Annotated in this window: 14 protein-coding genes and 3 pseudogenes; 15 read left to right on the top strand and 2 right to left on the bottom strand. The window is 62.5% G+C overall.

Going from position 1 to position 16,028, the window contains the following annotated elements:
- Positions 1 to 60 precede the first annotated feature (60 nt).
- The 7 genes and pseudogenes from ACA071_RS17350 to ACA071_RS17320 all read left to right on the top strand — a co-directional run.
- A pseudogene (locus ACA071_RS17350) lies at positions 61 to 396 on the top strand (ABC transporter permease); the annotation flags it as partial.
- Positions 397 to 427: 31 nt separating this feature from the next.
- Positions 428 to 763 (top strand): annotated as a pseudogene (locus ACA071_RS17345) (ABC transporter permease); the annotation flags it as partial.
- A gap of 31 nt (positions 764 to 794) precedes the next feature.
- Positions 795 to 1,130: pseudogene (locus ACA071_RS17340) on the top strand (ABC transporter permease); the annotation flags it as partial.
- Between the two features lie 112 nt (positions 1,131 to 1,242).
- Positions 1,243 to 2,016: an ABC transporter permease gene (locus ACA071_RS17335; RefSeq protein WP_497640271.1), complete on the top strand. Its 774-nt coding sequence runs from the start codon at positions 1,243 to 1,245 to the stop codon at positions 2,014 to 2,016.
- Positions 2,016 to 2,864 (top strand): ABC transporter ATP-binding protein, encoded by an 849-nt coding sequence (locus ACA071_RS17330; RefSeq protein ID WP_497640270.1) that lies wholly within the window; start codon positions 2,016 to 2,018, stop codon positions 2,862 to 2,864. The genes ACA071_RS17335 and ACA071_RS17330 overlap by 1 nt, the downstream gene beginning before the upstream one ends.
- Positions 2,861 to 3,823, top strand: coding sequence for a HEAT repeat domain-containing protein (locus ACA071_RS17325; protein ID WP_497640269.1), 963 nt, complete (start codon positions 2,861 to 2,863; stop codon positions 3,821 to 3,823). Before ACA071_RS17330 ends, ACA071_RS17325 begins: the two co-directional genes overlap by 4 nt.
- Positions 3,820 to 4,104 (top strand): DUF971 domain-containing protein, encoded by a 285-nt coding sequence (locus tag ACA071_RS17320; RefSeq protein ID WP_497640268.1) that lies wholly within the window; start codon positions 3,820 to 3,822, stop codon positions 4,102 to 4,104. Before ACA071_RS17325 ends, ACA071_RS17320 begins: the two co-directional genes overlap by 4 nt.
- A gap of 96 nt (positions 4,105 to 4,200) precedes the next feature.
- On the opposite strand, the gene ACA071_RS17315 is transcribed toward ACA071_RS17320, so the two are convergent.
- Positions 4,201 to 4,953, bottom strand: a complete 753-nt coding sequence (locus ACA071_RS17315; protein ID WP_497640267.1) for a TorF family putative porin — start codon at positions 4,951 to 4,953, stop codon at positions 4,201 to 4,203.
- A 96-nt stretch (positions 4,954 to 5,049) separates the two neighbouring features.
- Positions 5,050 to 6,792: an amidohydrolase gene (locus ACA071_RS17310; RefSeq protein WP_497640266.1), complete on the bottom strand. Its 1,743-nt coding sequence runs from the start codon at positions 6,790 to 6,792 to the stop codon at positions 5,050 to 5,052.
- 103 nt (positions 6,793 to 6,895) lie between these two features.
- Here ACA071_RS17310 and ACA071_RS17305 point away from each other — a divergent pair, with 103 nt between their 5' ends.
- From ACA071_RS17305 to ACA071_RS17270, 8 genes are all read left to right on the top strand, one after another.
- On the top strand, positions 6,896 to 7,831 hold the full coding sequence (locus ACA071_RS17305) for a LysR family transcriptional regulator (RefSeq protein ID WP_497640265.1): 936 nt from the start codon (positions 6,896 to 6,898) through the stop codon (positions 7,829 to 7,831).
- Positions 7,832 to 8,022: 191 nt separating this feature from the next.
- Positions 8,023 to 8,640 (top strand): transcriptional repressor LexA, encoded by a 618-nt coding sequence (lexA, locus tag ACA071_RS17300; protein ID WP_497640264.1) that lies wholly within the window; start codon positions 8,023 to 8,025, stop codon positions 8,638 to 8,640.
- Positions 8,640 to 9,257, top strand: a complete 618-nt coding sequence (gene imuA, locus ACA071_RS17295) for a translesion DNA synthesis-associated protein ImuA (RefSeq protein ID WP_497640263.1) — start codon at positions 8,640 to 8,642, stop codon at positions 9,255 to 9,257. The genes lexA and imuA overlap by 1 nt, the downstream gene beginning before the upstream one ends.
- Before the next feature lie 7 nt (positions 9,258 to 9,264).
- Positions 9,265 to 10,680: a Y-family DNA polymerase gene (locus ACA071_RS17290; protein WP_497640262.1), complete on the top strand. Its 1,416-nt coding sequence runs from the start codon at positions 9,265 to 9,267 to the stop codon at positions 10,678 to 10,680.
- Positions 10,656 to 13,754 carry an error-prone DNA polymerase gene (locus tag ACA071_RS17285; RefSeq protein ID WP_497640261.1) on the top strand — a complete coding sequence of 1,033 codons (3,099 nt, stop codon included), beginning with the start codon at positions 10,656 to 10,658 and terminating at the stop codon, positions 13,752 to 13,754. Before ACA071_RS17290 ends, ACA071_RS17285 begins: the two co-directional genes overlap by 25 nt.
- A 320-nt stretch (positions 13,755 to 14,074) precedes the next feature.
- The gene (locus tag ACA071_RS17280) at positions 14,075 to 14,749 is read left to right on the top strand and encodes a CsgG/HfaB family protein (RefSeq protein ID WP_497645331.1); all 675 of its coding nucleotides are present in this window, start codon (positions 14,075 to 14,077) and stop codon (positions 14,747 to 14,749) included.
- Between the two features lie 45 nt (positions 14,750 to 14,794).
- Positions 14,795 to 15,139: a DUF4810 domain-containing protein gene (locus ACA071_RS17275; RefSeq protein WP_427632432.1), complete on the top strand. Its 345-nt coding sequence runs from the start codon at positions 14,795 to 14,797 to the stop codon at positions 15,137 to 15,139.
- The gene (locus tag ACA071_RS17270) at positions 15,136 to 15,795 is read left to right on the top strand and encodes a DUF799 domain-containing protein (RefSeq protein WP_497640260.1); all 660 of its coding nucleotides are present in this window, start codon (positions 15,136 to 15,138) and stop codon (positions 15,793 to 15,795) included. Before ACA071_RS17275 ends, ACA071_RS17270 begins: the two co-directional genes overlap by 4 nt.
- Positions 15,796 to 16,028: the final 233 nt, after the last annotated feature.

The raw sequence follows: 16,028 nt of genomic DNA, 5'->3' as shown, positions 1-16,028 counted from the left end.
GACGCAGAGCGTCACGGGATGCATTCCCACGCAGAGCGTGGGAACGATCAGAGGTGCTATATGTTTGCACGATGGATCCCCAGAGCCGCCTCATTGCTGCTCTGCCTATTGTTCTGGCAACTCGCGGCGAGTGGTCACTGGAACCTCGGCCTGGTGACCTTTGCCAACGTGCCGACGCCAGTGGCGGTCATCCAGGCCGCGCTGGGCCTCGGCGACTCCGGCAAACTCGCCCAGCACCTGGGCAGCAGCCTTAGCCGGGTCTTCGCTGGTTACCTTGCGGCGCTGGTCATCGGCATCGCCCTGGGCCTGGCCATCGGCCGCTCGAAATGGGCCGAGGACTTGTTGCTGCCGCCTCTGGAAGTCCTCCGACCGATCCCGGCCGTTAGATCGTTCCCACGCAGAGCGTGGGAACGATCAGAGGTGCTATATGTTTGCACGATGGATCCCCAGAGCCGCCTCATTGCTGCTCTGCCTATTGTTCTGGCAACTCGCGGCGAGTGGTCACTGGAACCTCGGCCTGGTGACCTTTGCCAACGTGCCGACGCCAGTGGCGGTCATCCAGGCCGCGCTGGGCCTCGGCGACTCCGGCAAACTCGCCCAGCACCTGGGCAGCAGCCTTAGCCGGGTCTTCGCTGGTTACCTTGCGGCGCTGGTCATCGGCATCGCCCTGGGCCTGGCCATCGGCCGCTCGAAATGGGCCGAGGACTTGTTGCTGCCGCCTCTGGAAGTCCTCCGACCGATCCCGGCCGTTAGATCGTTCCCACGCAGAGCGTGGGAACGATCAGAGGTGCTATATGTTTGCACGATGGATCCCCAGAGCCGCCTCATTGCTGCTCTGCCTATTGTTCTGGCAACTCGCGGCGAGTGGTCACTGGAACCTCGGCCTGGTGACCTTTGCCAACGTGCCGACGCCAGTGGCGGTCATCCAGGCCGCGCTGGGCCTCGGCGACTCCGGCAAACTCGCCCAGCACCTGGGCAGCAGCCTTAGCCGGGTCTTCGCTGGTTACCTTGCGGCGCTGGTCATCGGCATCGCTTTGGGCCTGGCCATCGGCCGTTCGAAATGGGCCGAGGACTTGCTGCTGCCGCCTCTGGAAGTCCTCCGACCGATCCCGGCCGTTAGATCGTTCCCACGCTCCGCGTGGGAATGCCGCCAGGGACGCTCCGCGTTCCGTTCTTGAATGTGACGCAGAGCGTCACGGGATGCATTCCCACGCAGAGCGTGGGAACGATCAGAGGTGCTATATGTTTGCACGATGGATCCCCAGAGCCGCCTCATTGCTGCTCTGCCTATTGTTCTGGCAACTCGCGGCGAGTGGTCACTGGAACCTCGGCCTGGTGACCTTTGCCAACGTGCCGACGCCAGTGGCGGTCATCCAGGCCGCGCTGGGCCTCGGCGACTCCGGCAAACTCGCCCAGCACCTGAGCAGCAGCCTTAGCCGGGTCTTCGCTGGTTACCTTGCGGCGCTGGTCATCGGCATCGCCCTGGGCCTGGCCATCGGCCGCTCGAAATGGGCCGAGGACTTGTTGCTGCCGCCTCTGGAAGTCTTAAGACCGATCCCGGCGGTGGCCTGGATTCCGCTGGCGATCCTGATGTTCCCGTCCTCTGAATTGTCGATGGTCTTCATCACGTTTACCGGCGCGCTGTTCCCGATCCTGCTCAACACCATCCACGGCGTTGAAGGCGTCGATCCACGCTTGATCGCCTCGGCCCGCAGCCTCGGGGCAGGGCGCCGCGCCATTTTGCTGGAAGTGATCCTGCCGGGCGCCGCGCCGAGCATCATCACCGGCCTGGCCATCGGCATGGGCACTTCGTGGTTCTGCCTGGTGACCGCGGAAATGATCTCCGGCCAATACGGCATCGGCTATTACACCTGGGAGTCCTACACCATCCAGAACTACGCCGACATCGTTGTTGGCATGTTGCTGATCGGCGTGCTCGGGATGGGCAGCAGCCTGCTGATCAAACGCCTGGGCGGGTTGTTCACGCCTTGGCATCGACCACGAGGAAAAGCCTGATGAGCGTTTTTCAACACCCGGAAGGGCGTATCGATATCCGCGATTTGTCGATCAGCCTGGGCGAGGGCAGCGCGGCGTTCGAAGCCGTCCAGGGTTTGGAGTGCCAGATCGAGCCAGGGCAATTCGTGTGCATTCTCGGACCGTCCGGTTGTGGCAAATCCACCTTGCTCGGGGCGTTGGCCGGGCATCTGCAACCGCGCATCGGCACCTTGAATGTCGATGGCGCGCCGATCTCAGGCCCATCACCGCAGCGCGGCATGGTGTTCCAGCATCACACGCTGTTCCCTTGGCGAACCGTGCGCGACAACGTTGCGTTCGGCCTGAAAATGCGCGGCATCGGCAAGACTGAACGCCACAAAGCCGCCGATGAAATCCTCGCTTTGGTGGGGTTGGAAGGCTTTGCCAATCGCTGGCCGGATCAGCTCTCCGGCGGTATGCAGCAACGGGTCGAGATCGCCCGGGTGCTGATCAATCGCCCACGGCTGTTGCTGATGGACGAACCCTTCGGTGCCCTCGACGCGCTCACCCGGCTGAACATGCAGGAACTGCTGCTGGACATCTGGACGCGGATTCGTACCACCGTGGTGTTTGTCACCCATGACATCGATGAAGCGCTGTTTCTCGCCGATCGCCTGCTGGTGATGAGTTCACGCCCCGGTCGAATCATCGAAGACCTGCGCCTTGATTTCCCCCGGCCACGCACCACGGAACTGGTGACCAGCCACGAGTTTTCCTGCTTGAAGCGTCACTGCCTTGAGCTCCTGCGTCACGAGGACGGTCGGCAGCTGCCACGCTTGAACCCCCTCGGACTTCCCCCAGAAAACAAACTGCCGCGATTTGCCCTATGACCTCATTATTTGATGCAACCGAAAACGACGACATCCTCGCCCTGCAACCGCGCCTGACCGATGACGACCCCGGCGTGCGCCGCATTGCGCTGATCGAACTGGCTGATCTCGAAGAGCCGGAGGGCTTGCTTTGGCTGGTCAATCGCCTGGCTGAAGACCCGACTGAAGAGGTTCGTGCCGAAGCGGCGCGGTTGCTGGAAGCGTGGGAGGATGAGCCGGTCGTCTCGGCGTTATGCCAGGCGCTGACCGATCCATCCTTGGTCGTGCAATCGGCCGCCGCGCAAAGCCTCAGCCTGCTTAAGAGCGAGGCGGCGGGCCGGGTGATTTTGCCGTGGACCGGGCATGCCGATATCAGCGTGCGGGTCGCGGCGTTCAGGGCTCTGCGCGAATTGCGTTTCCCCGATGCTGCCGGTGCTGCTTTAAACGCATTGAACGATCAAGACGCCAGCGTGCGCCGCGAAGCCGTTGGCGTACTGGGCTGGCTCAAGCAACTGGATGCGTTGCCCGCGTTGGCCCGACTGGCCAGCGACGACCCGGACACCGAAGTGCGCCGTGCTGCCACCGGTGCGCTCGGCCTGGCGTCGGACATTCAAGTCCTGCCGGCCCTGCGTCATGCCTTGCAGGACCATGCCTGGCAAGTGCGCGAAGAAGCCGCGACCACGCTGGGCAAGGTCGGCCACGTTGATGCAGGCCCGGCACTGGTCGAAGCCTTGAGCGACGATTACTGGCAAGTGCGCCTGCGCGCCACCCGTAGCCTCGGCCGCTTGCGGTACGCCCCGGCCCTGGAAGCGCTGATCGAAACCCTTGGTCACCGCATCAGCAACCTGCGCAAGGAAGCAGCCTTGGCCCTCGGCGAATTGAATGATCAAGGCGCGGTTGCCGCCCTGCAAGCCGCGCAAGACGACGGCGACCCGGAAGTGCGCAAAGCGGTGCGCATCGCCCTGAGTCAACTGCAATGAACCCGCTGGCGGTGGGTAATTCCCAGAGCAAACAGCAACTGCGGCTGAACTGGCCGGACGGGCGCGAGCAGTTACTCGATCACGCCGAGTTGCGCCGCCAGTGCCCATGCTCGCAATGCCGCGCGTTTCGGCTGCAAGGGCTGACGGTGAAGGTGGATTCGCGCATCCGTGTGGTCGAGTTGAATAGCCAAGGCTACGGCCTGCAACTGATCTTCAGCGACGGCCACGAACGCGGCATTTACCCCTGGCCTTACCTGGCAGAACTGACCGGAACGCTGTAGGAGCTGGCGAAGCCTGCGATCTTTTGACTTTGCTTTTTAAAGACAAGATCAAAAGATCGCAGCTTTCGGCAGCTCCTACATTGAATGTGCGGGGGGTCAGAAGGATTTGCTGATGCTCGCCACTACCGTAGCCGTGCACACATCACCAAACCCCCAATTGCTGGTGCATTGGCTTTGCGACAGGTCGGTATCGATGTAGCTGACCCCCAGCAACACCCCGGCCAGTTCATGGGTCAGCTTCACTTCCCATTCGTGGTACGCGTCTTCAGCGTGGCCGTTCGAGGCGTACAGATGCGGGTCCTTGAAGTCCATTTCGCCGTAGCGCAGCTTCAGACCCAAGCCGTAGGGCAATTCGGTTTCGTAGCCAATGTAGCTGTAGAGCGAGCTCTGCTTGCTGTCGATACCCGGCGCGTCCGCCGAGTAATAGGCGGCCAGCTTCACCCCATAAACGCTGAGAATGCCGTAGGTCTCGCTCTGATTGAACTGGCCTTCTTTGGGGTAGGCGTATTTCAGATAGCCGAGGTCCAGACTGATGGCATCGGTCGCCTGCCAGAACCAACCGGCGTAGTAATCGATTTCCTGGCGGGTTTTCAGGCCTGCGCCGAAATCGACATTCGAACTCCATGCACCCGCGTACAAACCGCTGCTGTGGGCCAGGGTGACACCGGCCTGCACGGCGGGATCGTTCTGGGTTTGCGAGATGCCGCGGGTGCGGTAATCGCTGGCCAGCGTCAGGTCCACCAGCAGGTTGAAGTCGTCATTCAAGGGGATGGCCTGGCTGCTCAAGGGCAGCATGCTCAACGGCAACAAACTTAAAGAGCGGAGGGCGAACAGGGTGAAAGCTTTCATGGGTCGATGCCTTTGTTTTGATTGTTTTGGGCAGGTTTTGGGCAAGGCTGCGCCATACCCCGGCGACAAGCGCAGGGGCGGGCAGCAAGGGTTTTCTTAGAGGGTGGGGGCGTAGACTTCGCGACCGGCGAACCAGGTTTGCAGCACTTGGGTGTCGTGCAGGGCTTTGTTATCGACCGTGAACACATCGCGATCCAGCACGATGAAATCGGCCTGTTTGCCAGCGGTCAGCGAACCGATCTGCTTCTCCAGTCCGATGGTCCGCGCCGCGTTGAGGGTGTAGGCGTAGAACAGCGTTTCGCGGTCCAGGCGTTCATCGGCGTTCAACACGCCCAAGGGGCCTTTACGCGTGATTGCTTGAGCCATGGCATTAAACGGATTGGGCGTGGACACCGGCCAGTCACTGGCCCCGGCAATGGTCGCGCCCTGTTTGAGCAGCGAGTGCGCCGGGTATTGATAACGGAAGGCCAGGGCGCTGACGTAGGGCTTGATCATGTCCAGGGTGTAATCGTCGGCGGTGGCCCACAGCAGTTGCATCGAGGCGATCACATTCAGCGGTTTGAACCGCGCAAACTCTTTCGGGTTGACCATTTGCAGGTGCGTGATCGAGTGGGTCACGCCGCTCTGGCGATCCTTGCGTGCCTGCGCGATGCCGTTCAGTGATTCGCGCACAGCACGGTCGCCGATGGCGTGGATATGCACCAGCCAGCCGCGCTGGTCGATGGCACTGACCAGTTCACCGAAATGCTTGGGATCGATCAGTAACTCGCCCTGTTTATGCGAGTTGCTGTACGGGTCAATCATCGCCGCGCTCTGGGCCGGGTATTCGATGACGCCGTCGGCGAAGATCTTGATCCCCGGCAACGTCAGGTTGGGAATGCCCTGGAATTGCTGGCGGACTTTGTCCAGGACGTCGAGATCGGCCGGCACGCTTTTCGGATTGGCCACCAGCAGCGCGGCGACGTGGACGCTCATGGCGCCGGTCTCGGACAGCGCTTTGTAGGCCGGCAGCACGCCGACGGTTTTCTCGGTGGGCTTGAGCGCGAATACCGGCTCGCCGGGCGCGGCGTTGGCGGCGGGGTCCATCCACGCGGTGATGCCGAGGCTGTTGTTGTAGCGCATCGCCGATTGCGCGGCTTTGAGCATCTCGGCGGCGCTCGGCACCGGCATTTTCGAGGCGACCCGGTCCCAACCGGCGTCCACCAGGAACCCGTTGGGGCTGCCATCGGCGCGTTTGCCGATCGTGTCTTTCTCGGCGTCGGGCAGGGCTTTCAGCAGCGCGGCATCAATGCCCGCGCGTTCCAGCATCACGTTGTTGGCCCAGGCGGTGTGATGGTCGCTGCCGGTGAATACCACGGGCACCTTGGCCCACTCGCCACTGTTGAATTTTTTACCAAACGCTTCGGCTTGCGCCCAATACGCCGAACTCATGCCGGCCACGCTCAACACATCACCATGTTTGGCCTTGCCATCGTCGCGCCAGCCGCGCAGGCGTTTTTCCAGTTCGTCGAGGCTGACCACCTCGTCTTCCATATTCGCCGAGACCATTTCCAGGCCGCCGAAAACCGCGTGGGAATGGCTGTCGATCAGGCCGGGCATCAGGGTTTTGCCGCCGAGGTCGATCACCTTGGTGCCTGACTCGATCAACGCCTTGATCTGCGCATCCGTACCGACTTTCAGCACCTTGCCGTTTTCTACCGCCAGGGCCTGCACCTTCGGTTGGGCGCGGTCGGCGGTGAAAATCTTGCCATTGAGCAACACCAGATCGGTGGCGGCCATGGCTTCCATCGAGGCAAAACTAACAGCGGCCATCAATAGATTCGGGATGAATCTTTTCATTGAATGTTTCCTTGTTATTGCGTCTGATGGCCAGATTAGTGGCTGCTTGGCTTCAGCAGAACGCCTCCCTCACGAAAAACGTTTTTGCCTGAATGGAAAAAGCATGGACAAGTTGGGTGCATTGAAAATGTTCGTGGTCACCGCGCAACTGGGCAGTTTCAGCCGCGCCGCCGAGCAACTGGGCAAGACCCCGTCGGCCCTGACCAAAGCGGTCAATCACCTCGAAGCCGAGCTTGGCGCCCGGTTGTTTGAGCGCAGCACCCGGCGGATTCTGCTGACGGAAGTGGGGCGGCTCTATCTGGAAACCGCGCGTCAGGTGTTGCAGCGCCTGGAGGAGGCTGGCGAGGAAGTCGAGCAGATGCAGCATGGTTTGCGTGGCAGCCTGAAAATCACTGCGCCGCTGGCGTATGGGCAAGCCTTTCTGGATCAGGTGTGCGGCGGTTTTCTTGAGCAATACCCGCAGATCAACCTGCAAGTGGATTTGTGCGACGAGTTCGTCAATCTGCTGGAAAGTGGCTACGACCTGGCCCTGCGCGAGGGCCATGACGACTTGCCGGGGCTGATCGCCCGGGTGGTCGGCAGCAATCGCCTGGCGCTGTGCGGCAGCCCGGCCTATCTGGCGCGCAAGGGCGTGCCGGTGACGCCGCAAACCCTCGATGAACATGAATGGCTGCTGTATCGCCATCCGTTGCTCAGCCGTGAATTCTGGTGGGCCGAGCGCGACGGCCAGCGTTTGAGCCTGCCGCAACCCCAGTCGCCACGCTTGCGTAGCGACAACTATGACCTGCTGTTGGCCAATGCTTTGGCCGGGCGTGGCTTGCTGCACACGCCGTTATGGAGCGCTGCGCCATACATCGCCGACGGGCGGCTGGTGCGGCTGATGGCCGATTACGACATCGATCCGGACAGCTTTGGCGCGCACATTCTGGCGGTGTACCCGAGCCATCGGCGGGCGACGGCCAAGGTCGTGGCGTTTATCGATTACATCGCAGAATTTTTGGCGGCCCGTGGCTTGGGTGATGACTGCGCTCGTCACTGACCTGGTCCCCTTGTAGCAGCTGTCGAGCAGCGCGAGGCAGCGTTCGGCGGCGAAGCCGTCGCAAACCTACACGCGAGGTTTACCTGAAACACCGCGTGTCTGATTTCACGACGGCTTCGCCGCCGAACGCTGCCTCGCGCTGCTCGACAGCTGCTACGGGGGCTTGTCAGGAAAAAGCCAAAAGAGTACAAATGTACTCCATGACGACTCTCACTCCCCGCCGTACCGCCATCCTGACCTTTATCCGTGATCGAATCGCGGAGCACGGCCAGTCCCCGAGCCTCGCTGAAATCAGCGAGGCCTTTGGTTTTGCCTCCCGCAGCGTGGCGCGCAAGCATGTGCTGGCGCTCACCGACGCCGGTTTTATCGAGGTCAACCCGCATCAGGCCCGGGGCATTCGTTTGCTCGGGCAACCGGCGCGGCCCGAGTTGCTGGACATCCCTGTGCTCGGTCGGGTGGCGGCGGGGGCGCCGATTGGTGCGGATGCCGAGGTGCACAGCCGTTTGCTGTTCGACCCGTCGATCTTCTCCCGGGTGCCGGACTATATGCTGCGGGTCCAGGGCGACTCGATGATCGAGGACGGCATTCTCGACGGCGACCTGGTGGGCGTGCACCGCAACCCCGAGGCGCTTAACGGCCAGATCGTGGTGGCTCGGCTCGACGGCGAAGTCACCATCAAGCGTTTCGAGCGGGTCGGCGATACGGTGCGGCTGTTGCCGCGCAACCCGGCCTATAAACCGATCATCGTCGAAGCCGATCAGGACTTGGCCATCGAAGGGGTGTTCTGCGGTCTGGTGAGGCAAGGGTGATGGGCGCCGTCGTTGCGTTGGATACGCTGTTCAATGGCGGCCAGGTCTGGAAGGGCCGGCCTGCGCCACCGGCCGCCAGCCCGCAACCCACCGGGCATGCCGCGCTGGATGCGGCATTGCCGACCGGGGGCTGGCCGGAAGCGGCGTTGACCGAAATCCTCCTGGCCGGGCAGGGCGTCGGCGAGTTGCAATTGGTGTGGCCGGCGCTGGCGCGGCTGTCGGCAGCGGGTGAACGCATCGTATTGATAGCGCCGCCGTACGTGCCGTATCCCCAGGCCTGGCAGAACGCCGGGGTTGATCTGCGCCAGTTGTCGATCATCCAGGCCAGCGAACGCGATGCCTTGTGGGCGGCGGAACAATGCCTGCGTTCGGGCAGTTGCGGCGCAGTGCTGTGTTGGCCGCACAAGGCTGATGACCGGGCGTTGCGGCGCTTGCAGGTGGCGGCGGAAACCGGCTCGACCCTGGCGTTTGCCTATCGCTCGATGGCCGAAGCGGTCAACCCTTCGCCGGCCGCGCTGCGCATTGCCATCGACGCCAAGCCTGCACAGTTGCGGGTCTTGAAGTGCCGGGGCGGGTTGGCGCGCACGGCGCCGATTGCCTTTGCCATGGGACATTGAGGTTGCCATGCGCTGGGTCTGCATTCTGTTCCCGCAATTGGCGCTGGACGCGGTACTGCGTCAGCGCCCCGACCCCGATGAGCCGTTGGCGCTGCTGACCGGTCCGGCCCAGCGCCGGGTGCTGCAAGCGGTCAACGCTTCGGCCCGGGCGCTCGGCTTGCGCCCCGGCCAGTCCATGACGGCCGCCCAGGCCCTGAGTAAAGGTTTTGTCACGGCTGAGTACGACGCCGCCGAGATCGAACACTGGCAGCAGTTCCTTGCGGCCTGGGCCTATGGCTTCAGCTCCCAGGTCAGCGTGCATTACCCGCGCGCCGTGGTGTTTGAAATTGAATCGAGCCTGGGGCTGTTCGGCGCCTGGCCGCAGCTGGAAGCGCGGTTGCGCAGCGAACTCACCGCGCTGGGTTTTCGCCATCGGATTGTCGCCGCGCCCAACCCGGTGGCGGCGCGGGTGCTGGCCAACGTTTATGACGGACTGGTGGTGCCGGACGATCAGGCCCTGCGTTATCACTTGGGACAGTTACCGGTCGACCGCATTGCCCTGGAACCCACGGTGGCCACGGCGTTATCGCGCATGGGCCTGCGCACCCTGAGCCAGGTGCAAGCGCTGCCGCGACATACCCTGGCCCGGCGCTTCGAGGCTCAGGTGCTCAAGCATCTGGACGCCTTGCTCGGTTTACGGCACCTGGCCCTGGCGTTCTACCTGCCGCCGGACCGCTTCGATGTGCGCATCGAGCTCAACTTTGATGTGCAATCCCATCAGGCGCTGCTGTTTCCACTACGCCGATTGACTGGCGATCTGTCGGCGTTCCTCTGCGGCCGGGACAGCGGCGTGCAGCGTTTCGACCTGCACCTGGAACACGCCGGGTTACCGGACAGCGTGATCAAGGTCGGCCTGCTCAGCGCCGAGCGTGATCCGGCAATGCTTTTCGAACTGGCCCGAGGCCGGTTGGAGCAGGTGCAGGTCGCGGCTCCGGTGCGCGGTTTTCGCCTGCGCGCCGAAGACCTGCCGAGCTTCGTGCCCCAGCGCCAGGAATTGTTCGACGACCGCCCGCAGCAGTCCTTGCCTTGGGAGCAGTTGCGCGAACGCCTGCGGGCACGGCTGGGGGATGAGGCGGTGCAGGGTTTGCGTTTCCAGGCCGATCACCGACCCGAGTGTGCGTGGCAGACCCGTGCCGACAGCCAATTCTGCGGCGGGCTGCCGAGGGTGCAACGGCCGGGCTGGCTGCTGACCGAAGCACTGGCGGTGCACGAAGGTTCGGCGCGCATCCTCATGGGGCCGGAACGCATCGAGTCCGGTTGGTGGGACGGTGCCGATGTGCGCCGGGATTATTACTTGATCCAGACTCGCGCCGGTCAGCAAGGCTGGGCCTATCGCGTGGTGGGCGAGGGCGGTCCTTTGTGGCTGCAAGGCTGGTTCGCATGAGCATTGACTATGCCGAACTGCATTGCCTGTCGAACTTCAGTTTCCAGCGTGGGGCTTCCAGCGCGCTGGAGTTGTTTCAACGGGCCAAACAACAGGGCTATCAGGCCCTGGCGATCACCGATGAATGCACCCTGGCCGGCATCGTCCGTGCCTGGCAAGCGGCCAAGTCTGTTGAGCTGCCGCTGATCATCGGCAGCGAAATACGCATCGAGGACGGACCGAAACTGGTGCTGCTGGTGGAAAACCTTGAAGGCTATCAGGCGCTGTGCCGGCTGATCACCCGTGCCCGACGGCGTACGCAAAAGGGTCAGTATCAGGTGCTGCGCGAGGACTTCAGTGAACCGCTGCCAGGGCTGTTGGCGTTGTGGGTGCCGGACGCGGTCGATGATTTTGAACAAGGTCACTGGCTCAATCAGGTCTTCGCCGAACGCCTGTGGCTGGCGGTCCAGTTGCATTGTGGGCAAGACGACAGCCGACGACTGAACGACCTGTTGCTGTTGGCCAGGGAACTGCGAATCCCGGCAGTAGCCAGCGGCGATGTGCACATGCACGCCCGTGGCCGGCGTGCCTTGCAGGACACCATGACCGCGATCCGTCATCACCTGCCGGTGGCCGCCGCCGGGTTGCGCTTGCATCCCAATGGCGAGCGGCATTTGCGCGGCCTCGATGCACTGCAATCGATCTACCCGCAAACGTTGCTCGATGAAACGTTGGTCATCGCCCGGCGTTGCACCTTCGATCTTGGCCAGTTGCGCTATCAATATCCCCGGGAGTTGGTGCCGGAGGGGCAAACGGCCACGTCCTGGCTGCGTGAACTGACCGAAAAAGGCATTCAATGGCGCTGGCCCCAAGCACCGCAAGCCAAGGTGCTGACGCAGATCGACAAGGAACTGGAACTGATCGCCGAACTGGGCTACGAAAGTTATTTCCTGACGGTTCACGACATTGTGCGGTTTGCCCGCGAGCAAAAAATCCTCTGTCAGGGCCGGGGTTCGGCGGCCAACTCGGCGGTGTGTTATGCCTTGGGGATTACCGAAATCGATCCGGATCGCACCACGCTACTGTTCGAACGTTTTCTCTCGAAGGAGCGCAACGAGCCGCCGGACATTGACGTGGACTTCGAGCACGAGCGCCGCGAGGAAGTCTTGCAGTACGTGTTCCAGCGTTATGGCCGGACCCGTGCCGCACTGACCGCCGTGGTCAGCACTTACCATGCGGCCGGCGCAGTGCGCGATGTGGCCAAGGCGTTGGGATTGCCGCCGGATCAGGTCAACGCGCTGGCCGATTGCTGTGGCCACTGGAGTGACAAGACCCCCCCCGTCGAACGCCTGCTGGAAGGCGGCTTCGACCCCGAGAGCCCGGTGCTGCACCGGGTCCTGAGCCTGACCGGGCAATTGATCGGTTTCCCCCGGCACCTGTCCCAGCACCCCGGCGGTTTTGTGATTTCCGAGCAGCCATTGGACAGTCTGGTGCCGGTGGAAAACGCGGCGATGGCCGAGCGCACGATCATCCAGTGGGACAAGGACGACCTCGACGCGGTCGGGCTGCTCAAGGTCGATATCCTCGCGCTGGGCATGCTCAGCGCGATTCGCCGCTGTTTCGATCTGCTGCGCCGCCACCGAAACCTTGACCTGAGCCTGGCGACCATTCCGTCCGAAGACAAACCCACCTATGAAATGATCGGTCGTGCCGACACCATTGGCGTGTTCCAGATCGAGTCCCGGGCGCAAATGTCGATGCTGCCCCGACTCAAACCGGTGAACTTCTACGACCTGGTGATTGAGGTGGCGATTGTCCGCCCGGGGCCGATCCAGGGCGGCATGGTGCATCCGTACCTGCGTCGTCGAAACAAGGAAGAACCCGAGGTCTATCCGTCCCCGGAACTGAAAGCCGTGCTCAAGCGCACCCTGGGCGTGCCGCTGTTCCAGGAACAAGTCATGCAGATCGCCATCGTCGCCGCCGATTACAGCCCCGGCGAGGCTGATCAACTGCGCCGTTCCATGGCCGCCTGGAAACGCCACGGCGGGCTGGAACCGCACAAGGATCGCCTCGCCGCCGGGATGAAGAAAAACGGCTACACGGCAGAATTTGCCGCGCAGATCTTCGAGCAGATCAAGGGCTTCGGTAGCTACGGCTTCCCCGAATCCCACGCCGCCAGTTTCGCCTTGCTGACTTACGCCAGTTGCTGGCTCAAATGCCACGAACCGGCGGCCTTCGCCTGTGCGCTGATCAACAGCTGGCCCATGGGCTTCTACAGCCCGGATCAGATTCTGCAGGACGCGCGGCGGCATCATTTGCAGATTCGCCCGGTGGACGTGCGCGCCAGCGACTGGGATTGCAGCCTGGAACCGATCAGCGGCGCGCAACCGGCGATCCGCATGGGCCTGCGGATGATCAAAGGCTTTCGCGAGGGTGATGCCCGGCGCATCGAAGCCGCCCGGTCGCGGGGCGCGTTTGCCGACATCGCCGACCTGGGCGAACGGGCGCAACTCGACGCCCGCGCCCAGGAACAACTGGCCGATGCCGGGGCCTTGCGCGGATTGGCCGGCGATCGCCATCGGGCGCGCTGGGAAGTGGCGGGGGTGCAGAAGCAGCTCGGGTTGTTCGCCGGGTTGCCGCGTCAGGAAGAGCCTGAGGTGTCTTTGCCAAAACCAACGGTGGGTGAAGACTTGCAGGCCGATTACGCATCGGTTGGCACCACCCTTGGCCCGCATCCGCTGGCGTTATTGCGCGCAGAATTGAAGGCCCGGCGTTGCCGCAGTTCGAAGGAATTGCTCGACGTCGAGCATGGCCGGCCCGTCAGCGTCGCCGGGCTGGTGACCGGACGCCAACGACCGGGCACCGCCAGTGGCGTGACCTTTGTCACTCTCGAAGACGAGTTCGGCAACGTCAACGTGGTGGTCTGGCGCGATTTGGCCGAACGCCAGCGCCAGGTGTTGGTGGGCTCGCAGTTGCTCAAGGTCGATGGGCGTTGGGAACGGGAAGGCGAGGTGCGGCACCTGATTGCCGGGCGCTTGAGCGATTTGAGTTTCTTGCTCGACGGCATCAGCGTGCGCAGCCGGGATTTCCGTTGACCTCGATCTGATCGCTGATCGTTCCCACGCTCCGCGTGGGAATGCCTCAAGGGACGCTCCGCGTTCCAATGGGACGCGGAGCGTCCCGGGCTGCATTCCCACGCAGAGCGTGGGAACGATCAGTAGGAGGTCAACGATCTGGCGCCAAATTATTTAAACACTGTCACGGATGATGGCACTTTGGCATAATGCTCGCCGCCGACGTCTCGCACGTCGATTATCGATTTCAATCCCCATCGCTGTTTCATCGCTGCAACCCGCAGCGGTTGGCCATTGCTGTGCCGGGATCAACAGCTTTTCAGAAGGAATGCACAGTGAGAATGATCTCTCGGATGTTGGTATCAGGGGCGGCGATTGCTGTTCTGGGCGGGATCGGCGGGTGTGCGACCGAAAGCTCCCGGGCATTGCCGGTAGAGAAAGTCGAAAGCGCCACCCAGGCTTGGGCCGGTGTTCGTGTACCGATGGCGGTGGGCAAGTTCGATAACCGTTCGAGCTACATGCGCGGGATTTTCTCCGATGGCGTGGATCGCCTCGGCGGTCAGGCCAAGACCATTCTGATCACGCACTTGCAGCAGACCAACCGCTTCAGCGTGCTGGACCGCGACAACATGGGTGAGATCCAGCAGGAAGCGTCGATCAAGGGCCAGGCCCAGCGCCTCAAGGGTGCTGACTTTGTGGTGACTGGCGATGTCACTGAGTTCGGCCGCAAGGAAACCGGCGATCATCAACTGTTCGGCATTCTCGGTCGCGGCAAGACCCAAGTGGCCTACGCCAAGGTCAACCTGAACATCGTCAACATCAGTACCTCGGAAGTCGTCTATTCGACCCAGGGCGCCGGTGAATACGCGTTGTCCAACCGTGAAATTATCGGTTTCGGCGGCACTGCGGCCTACGACTCGACCCTTAACGGCAAAGTGCTCGACCTGGCCATGCGCGAGGCGATCAATCGCTTGGTGGACGGCATGAATTCCGGTGCATGGAAACCGGGCAACTGATCAAGGAGCGATAGGCGCATGAACAAATTTCTAGCGTGGCCACTGATGGCATTGGCCCTGTCGGGCAGCGCGCTGCTGACGGGTTGCAACGGCGGCCCGAAAACCCTGTACCAGTGGGAAAGCTATCAGCCGGAAGTCTATGAGTACTTCAAGGGCGAAACGCCCAAGGAAGCACAGGCCGAAGCCCTGGAGCGCGATCTGCAGAAAATCGCCTCGACCGGCAAGACGCCGCCACCGGGTTACCACGCCCATCTGGGTCTGTTGTACCTGAGCATGGGCAAGGACGATCAGATGGTTCAGCAGTTCCGAACCGAGAAGACGCTGTTCCCCGAGTCCGGGCAATACATGGATTTTCTGCTCAAGAACGCTAAAACCGGAGACGCCAAATGATCCCGCGCGCATTGAAGCTGATGGCCGGCTTGCTGGCATTGGCCGTCCTCGGCGGTTGTGTCAGCCCCAAAACCGTGGACTATTCGGCGTACAAGCAAGCCCGCCCGAAAACCATCCTGGTGCTGCCGCCACTGAACGACTCCCCGGACGTCAAGGCGTCCTACGCGATGCTGTCCCAGGTGACTTTTCCGTTGGCTGAAGCCGGTTACTACGTGCTGCCGATCGCCCTGGTTGACGAAACGTTTCGCCAGAATGGCCTGACCACGCCGGCGGATATTCACCAGGCACCGGCCGACAAGCTGCGGGATATTTTCGGTGCCGACGCGGCGCTGTACATCACGGTGACCGAGTACGGTACTCGTTATATGGTGATCAGCAGCGAAACGGCCGTCACGGCCACCGCCAAACTGGTGGACCTGAAAACCGGCACCACCCTGTGGACCGGCGCGGCGCGTGCGTCGAGCGAAGAGGGCGGCAACAACGGCGGTGGCAATTTGATCGGCATGCTGATTACCGCGGCGGTGAAGCAGATCATCAACAGCTCCACCGACGCCGGTTACCCGATTGCCGGTATCGCCAGCAATCGGTTGCTGTCGGCCGGGCACCCGGCAGGCTTGCTGTACGGACCACGTTCGCCGAAATACGGCACTGACTGATCTCGACATCCCGTGATTGATCGTTCCCACGCTCTGCGTGGGAATGCCTCAAGGGACGCTCTGCGTTCCACTGGGACGCGGAGCGTCCTGGGCTGCATTCCCACGCAGAGCGTGGGAACGATCATCGCAACCTGCGGCAACTCCTACATGCCCCGCCTGCATCTTCAAGACGGCTCCCACAGCGGAAAGCGAGAATCAGCTATACCTCTATGAAACCATTGGCATCCGCAGTG

Source organism: Pseudomonas sp. LBUM1646 (assembly GCF_059716165.1).
This window is presented reverse-complemented; position numbering and strand designations above follow the sequence as displayed.

What these genes read in the sequence shown, in the direction of transcription:
- ACA071_RS17325 (WP_497640269.1), top strand. Translation starts at nt 2,861, where the DNA reads ATGACCTCATTATTTGATGCAACCGAAAACGACGACATCCTCGCCCTG.
- ACA071_RS17335 (WP_497640271.1), top strand. Translation starts at nt 1,243, where the DNA reads ATGTTTGCACGATGGATCCCCAGAGCCGCCTCATTGCTGCTCTGCCTA.
- ACA071_RS17305 (WP_497640265.1), top strand. Translation starts at nt 6,896, where the DNA reads ATGGACAAGTTGGGTGCATTGAAAATGTTCGTGGTCACCGCGCAACTG.
- ACA071_RS17275 (WP_427632432.1), top strand. Translation starts at nt 14,795, where the DNA reads ATGGCATTGGCCCTGTCGGGCAGCGCGCTGCTGACGGGTTGCAACGGC.
- ACA071_RS17310 (WP_497640266.1), bottom strand. Translation starts at nt 6,792, where the DNA reads ATGAAAAGATTCATCCCGAATCTATTGATGGCCGCTGTTAGTTTTGCC.
- ACA071_RS17320 (WP_497640268.1), top strand. Translation starts at nt 3,820, where the DNA reads ATGAACCCGCTGGCGGTGGGTAATTCCCAGAGCAAACAGCAACTGCGG.
- ACA071_RS17270 (WP_497640260.1), top strand. Translation starts at nt 15,136, where the DNA reads ATGATCCCGCGCGCATTGAAGCTGATGGCCGGCTTGCTGGCATTGGCC.
- imuA (WP_497640263.1), top strand. Translation starts at nt 8,640, where the DNA reads ATGGGCGCCGTCGTTGCGTTGGATACGCTGTTCAATGGCGGCCAGGTC.
- lexA (WP_497640264.1), top strand. Translation starts at nt 8,023, where the DNA reads ATGTACTCCATGACGACTCTCACTCCCCGCCGTACCGCCATCCTGACC.
- ACA071_RS17315 (WP_497640267.1), bottom strand. Translation starts at nt 4,953, where the DNA reads ATGAAAGCTTTCACCCTGTTCGCCCTCCGCTCTTTAAGTTTGTTGCCG.
- ACA071_RS17280 (WP_497645331.1), top strand. Translation starts at nt 14,075, where the DNA reads ATGATCTCTCGGATGTTGGTATCAGGGGCGGCGATTGCTGTTCTGGGC.
- ACA071_RS17290 (WP_497640262.1), top strand. Translation starts at nt 9,265, where the DNA reads ATGCGCTGGGTCTGCATTCTGTTCCCGCAATTGGCGCTGGACGCGGTA.
- ACA071_RS17330 (WP_497640270.1), top strand. Translation starts at nt 2,016, where the DNA reads ATGAGCGTTTTTCAACACCCGGAAGGGCGTATCGATATCCGCGATTTG.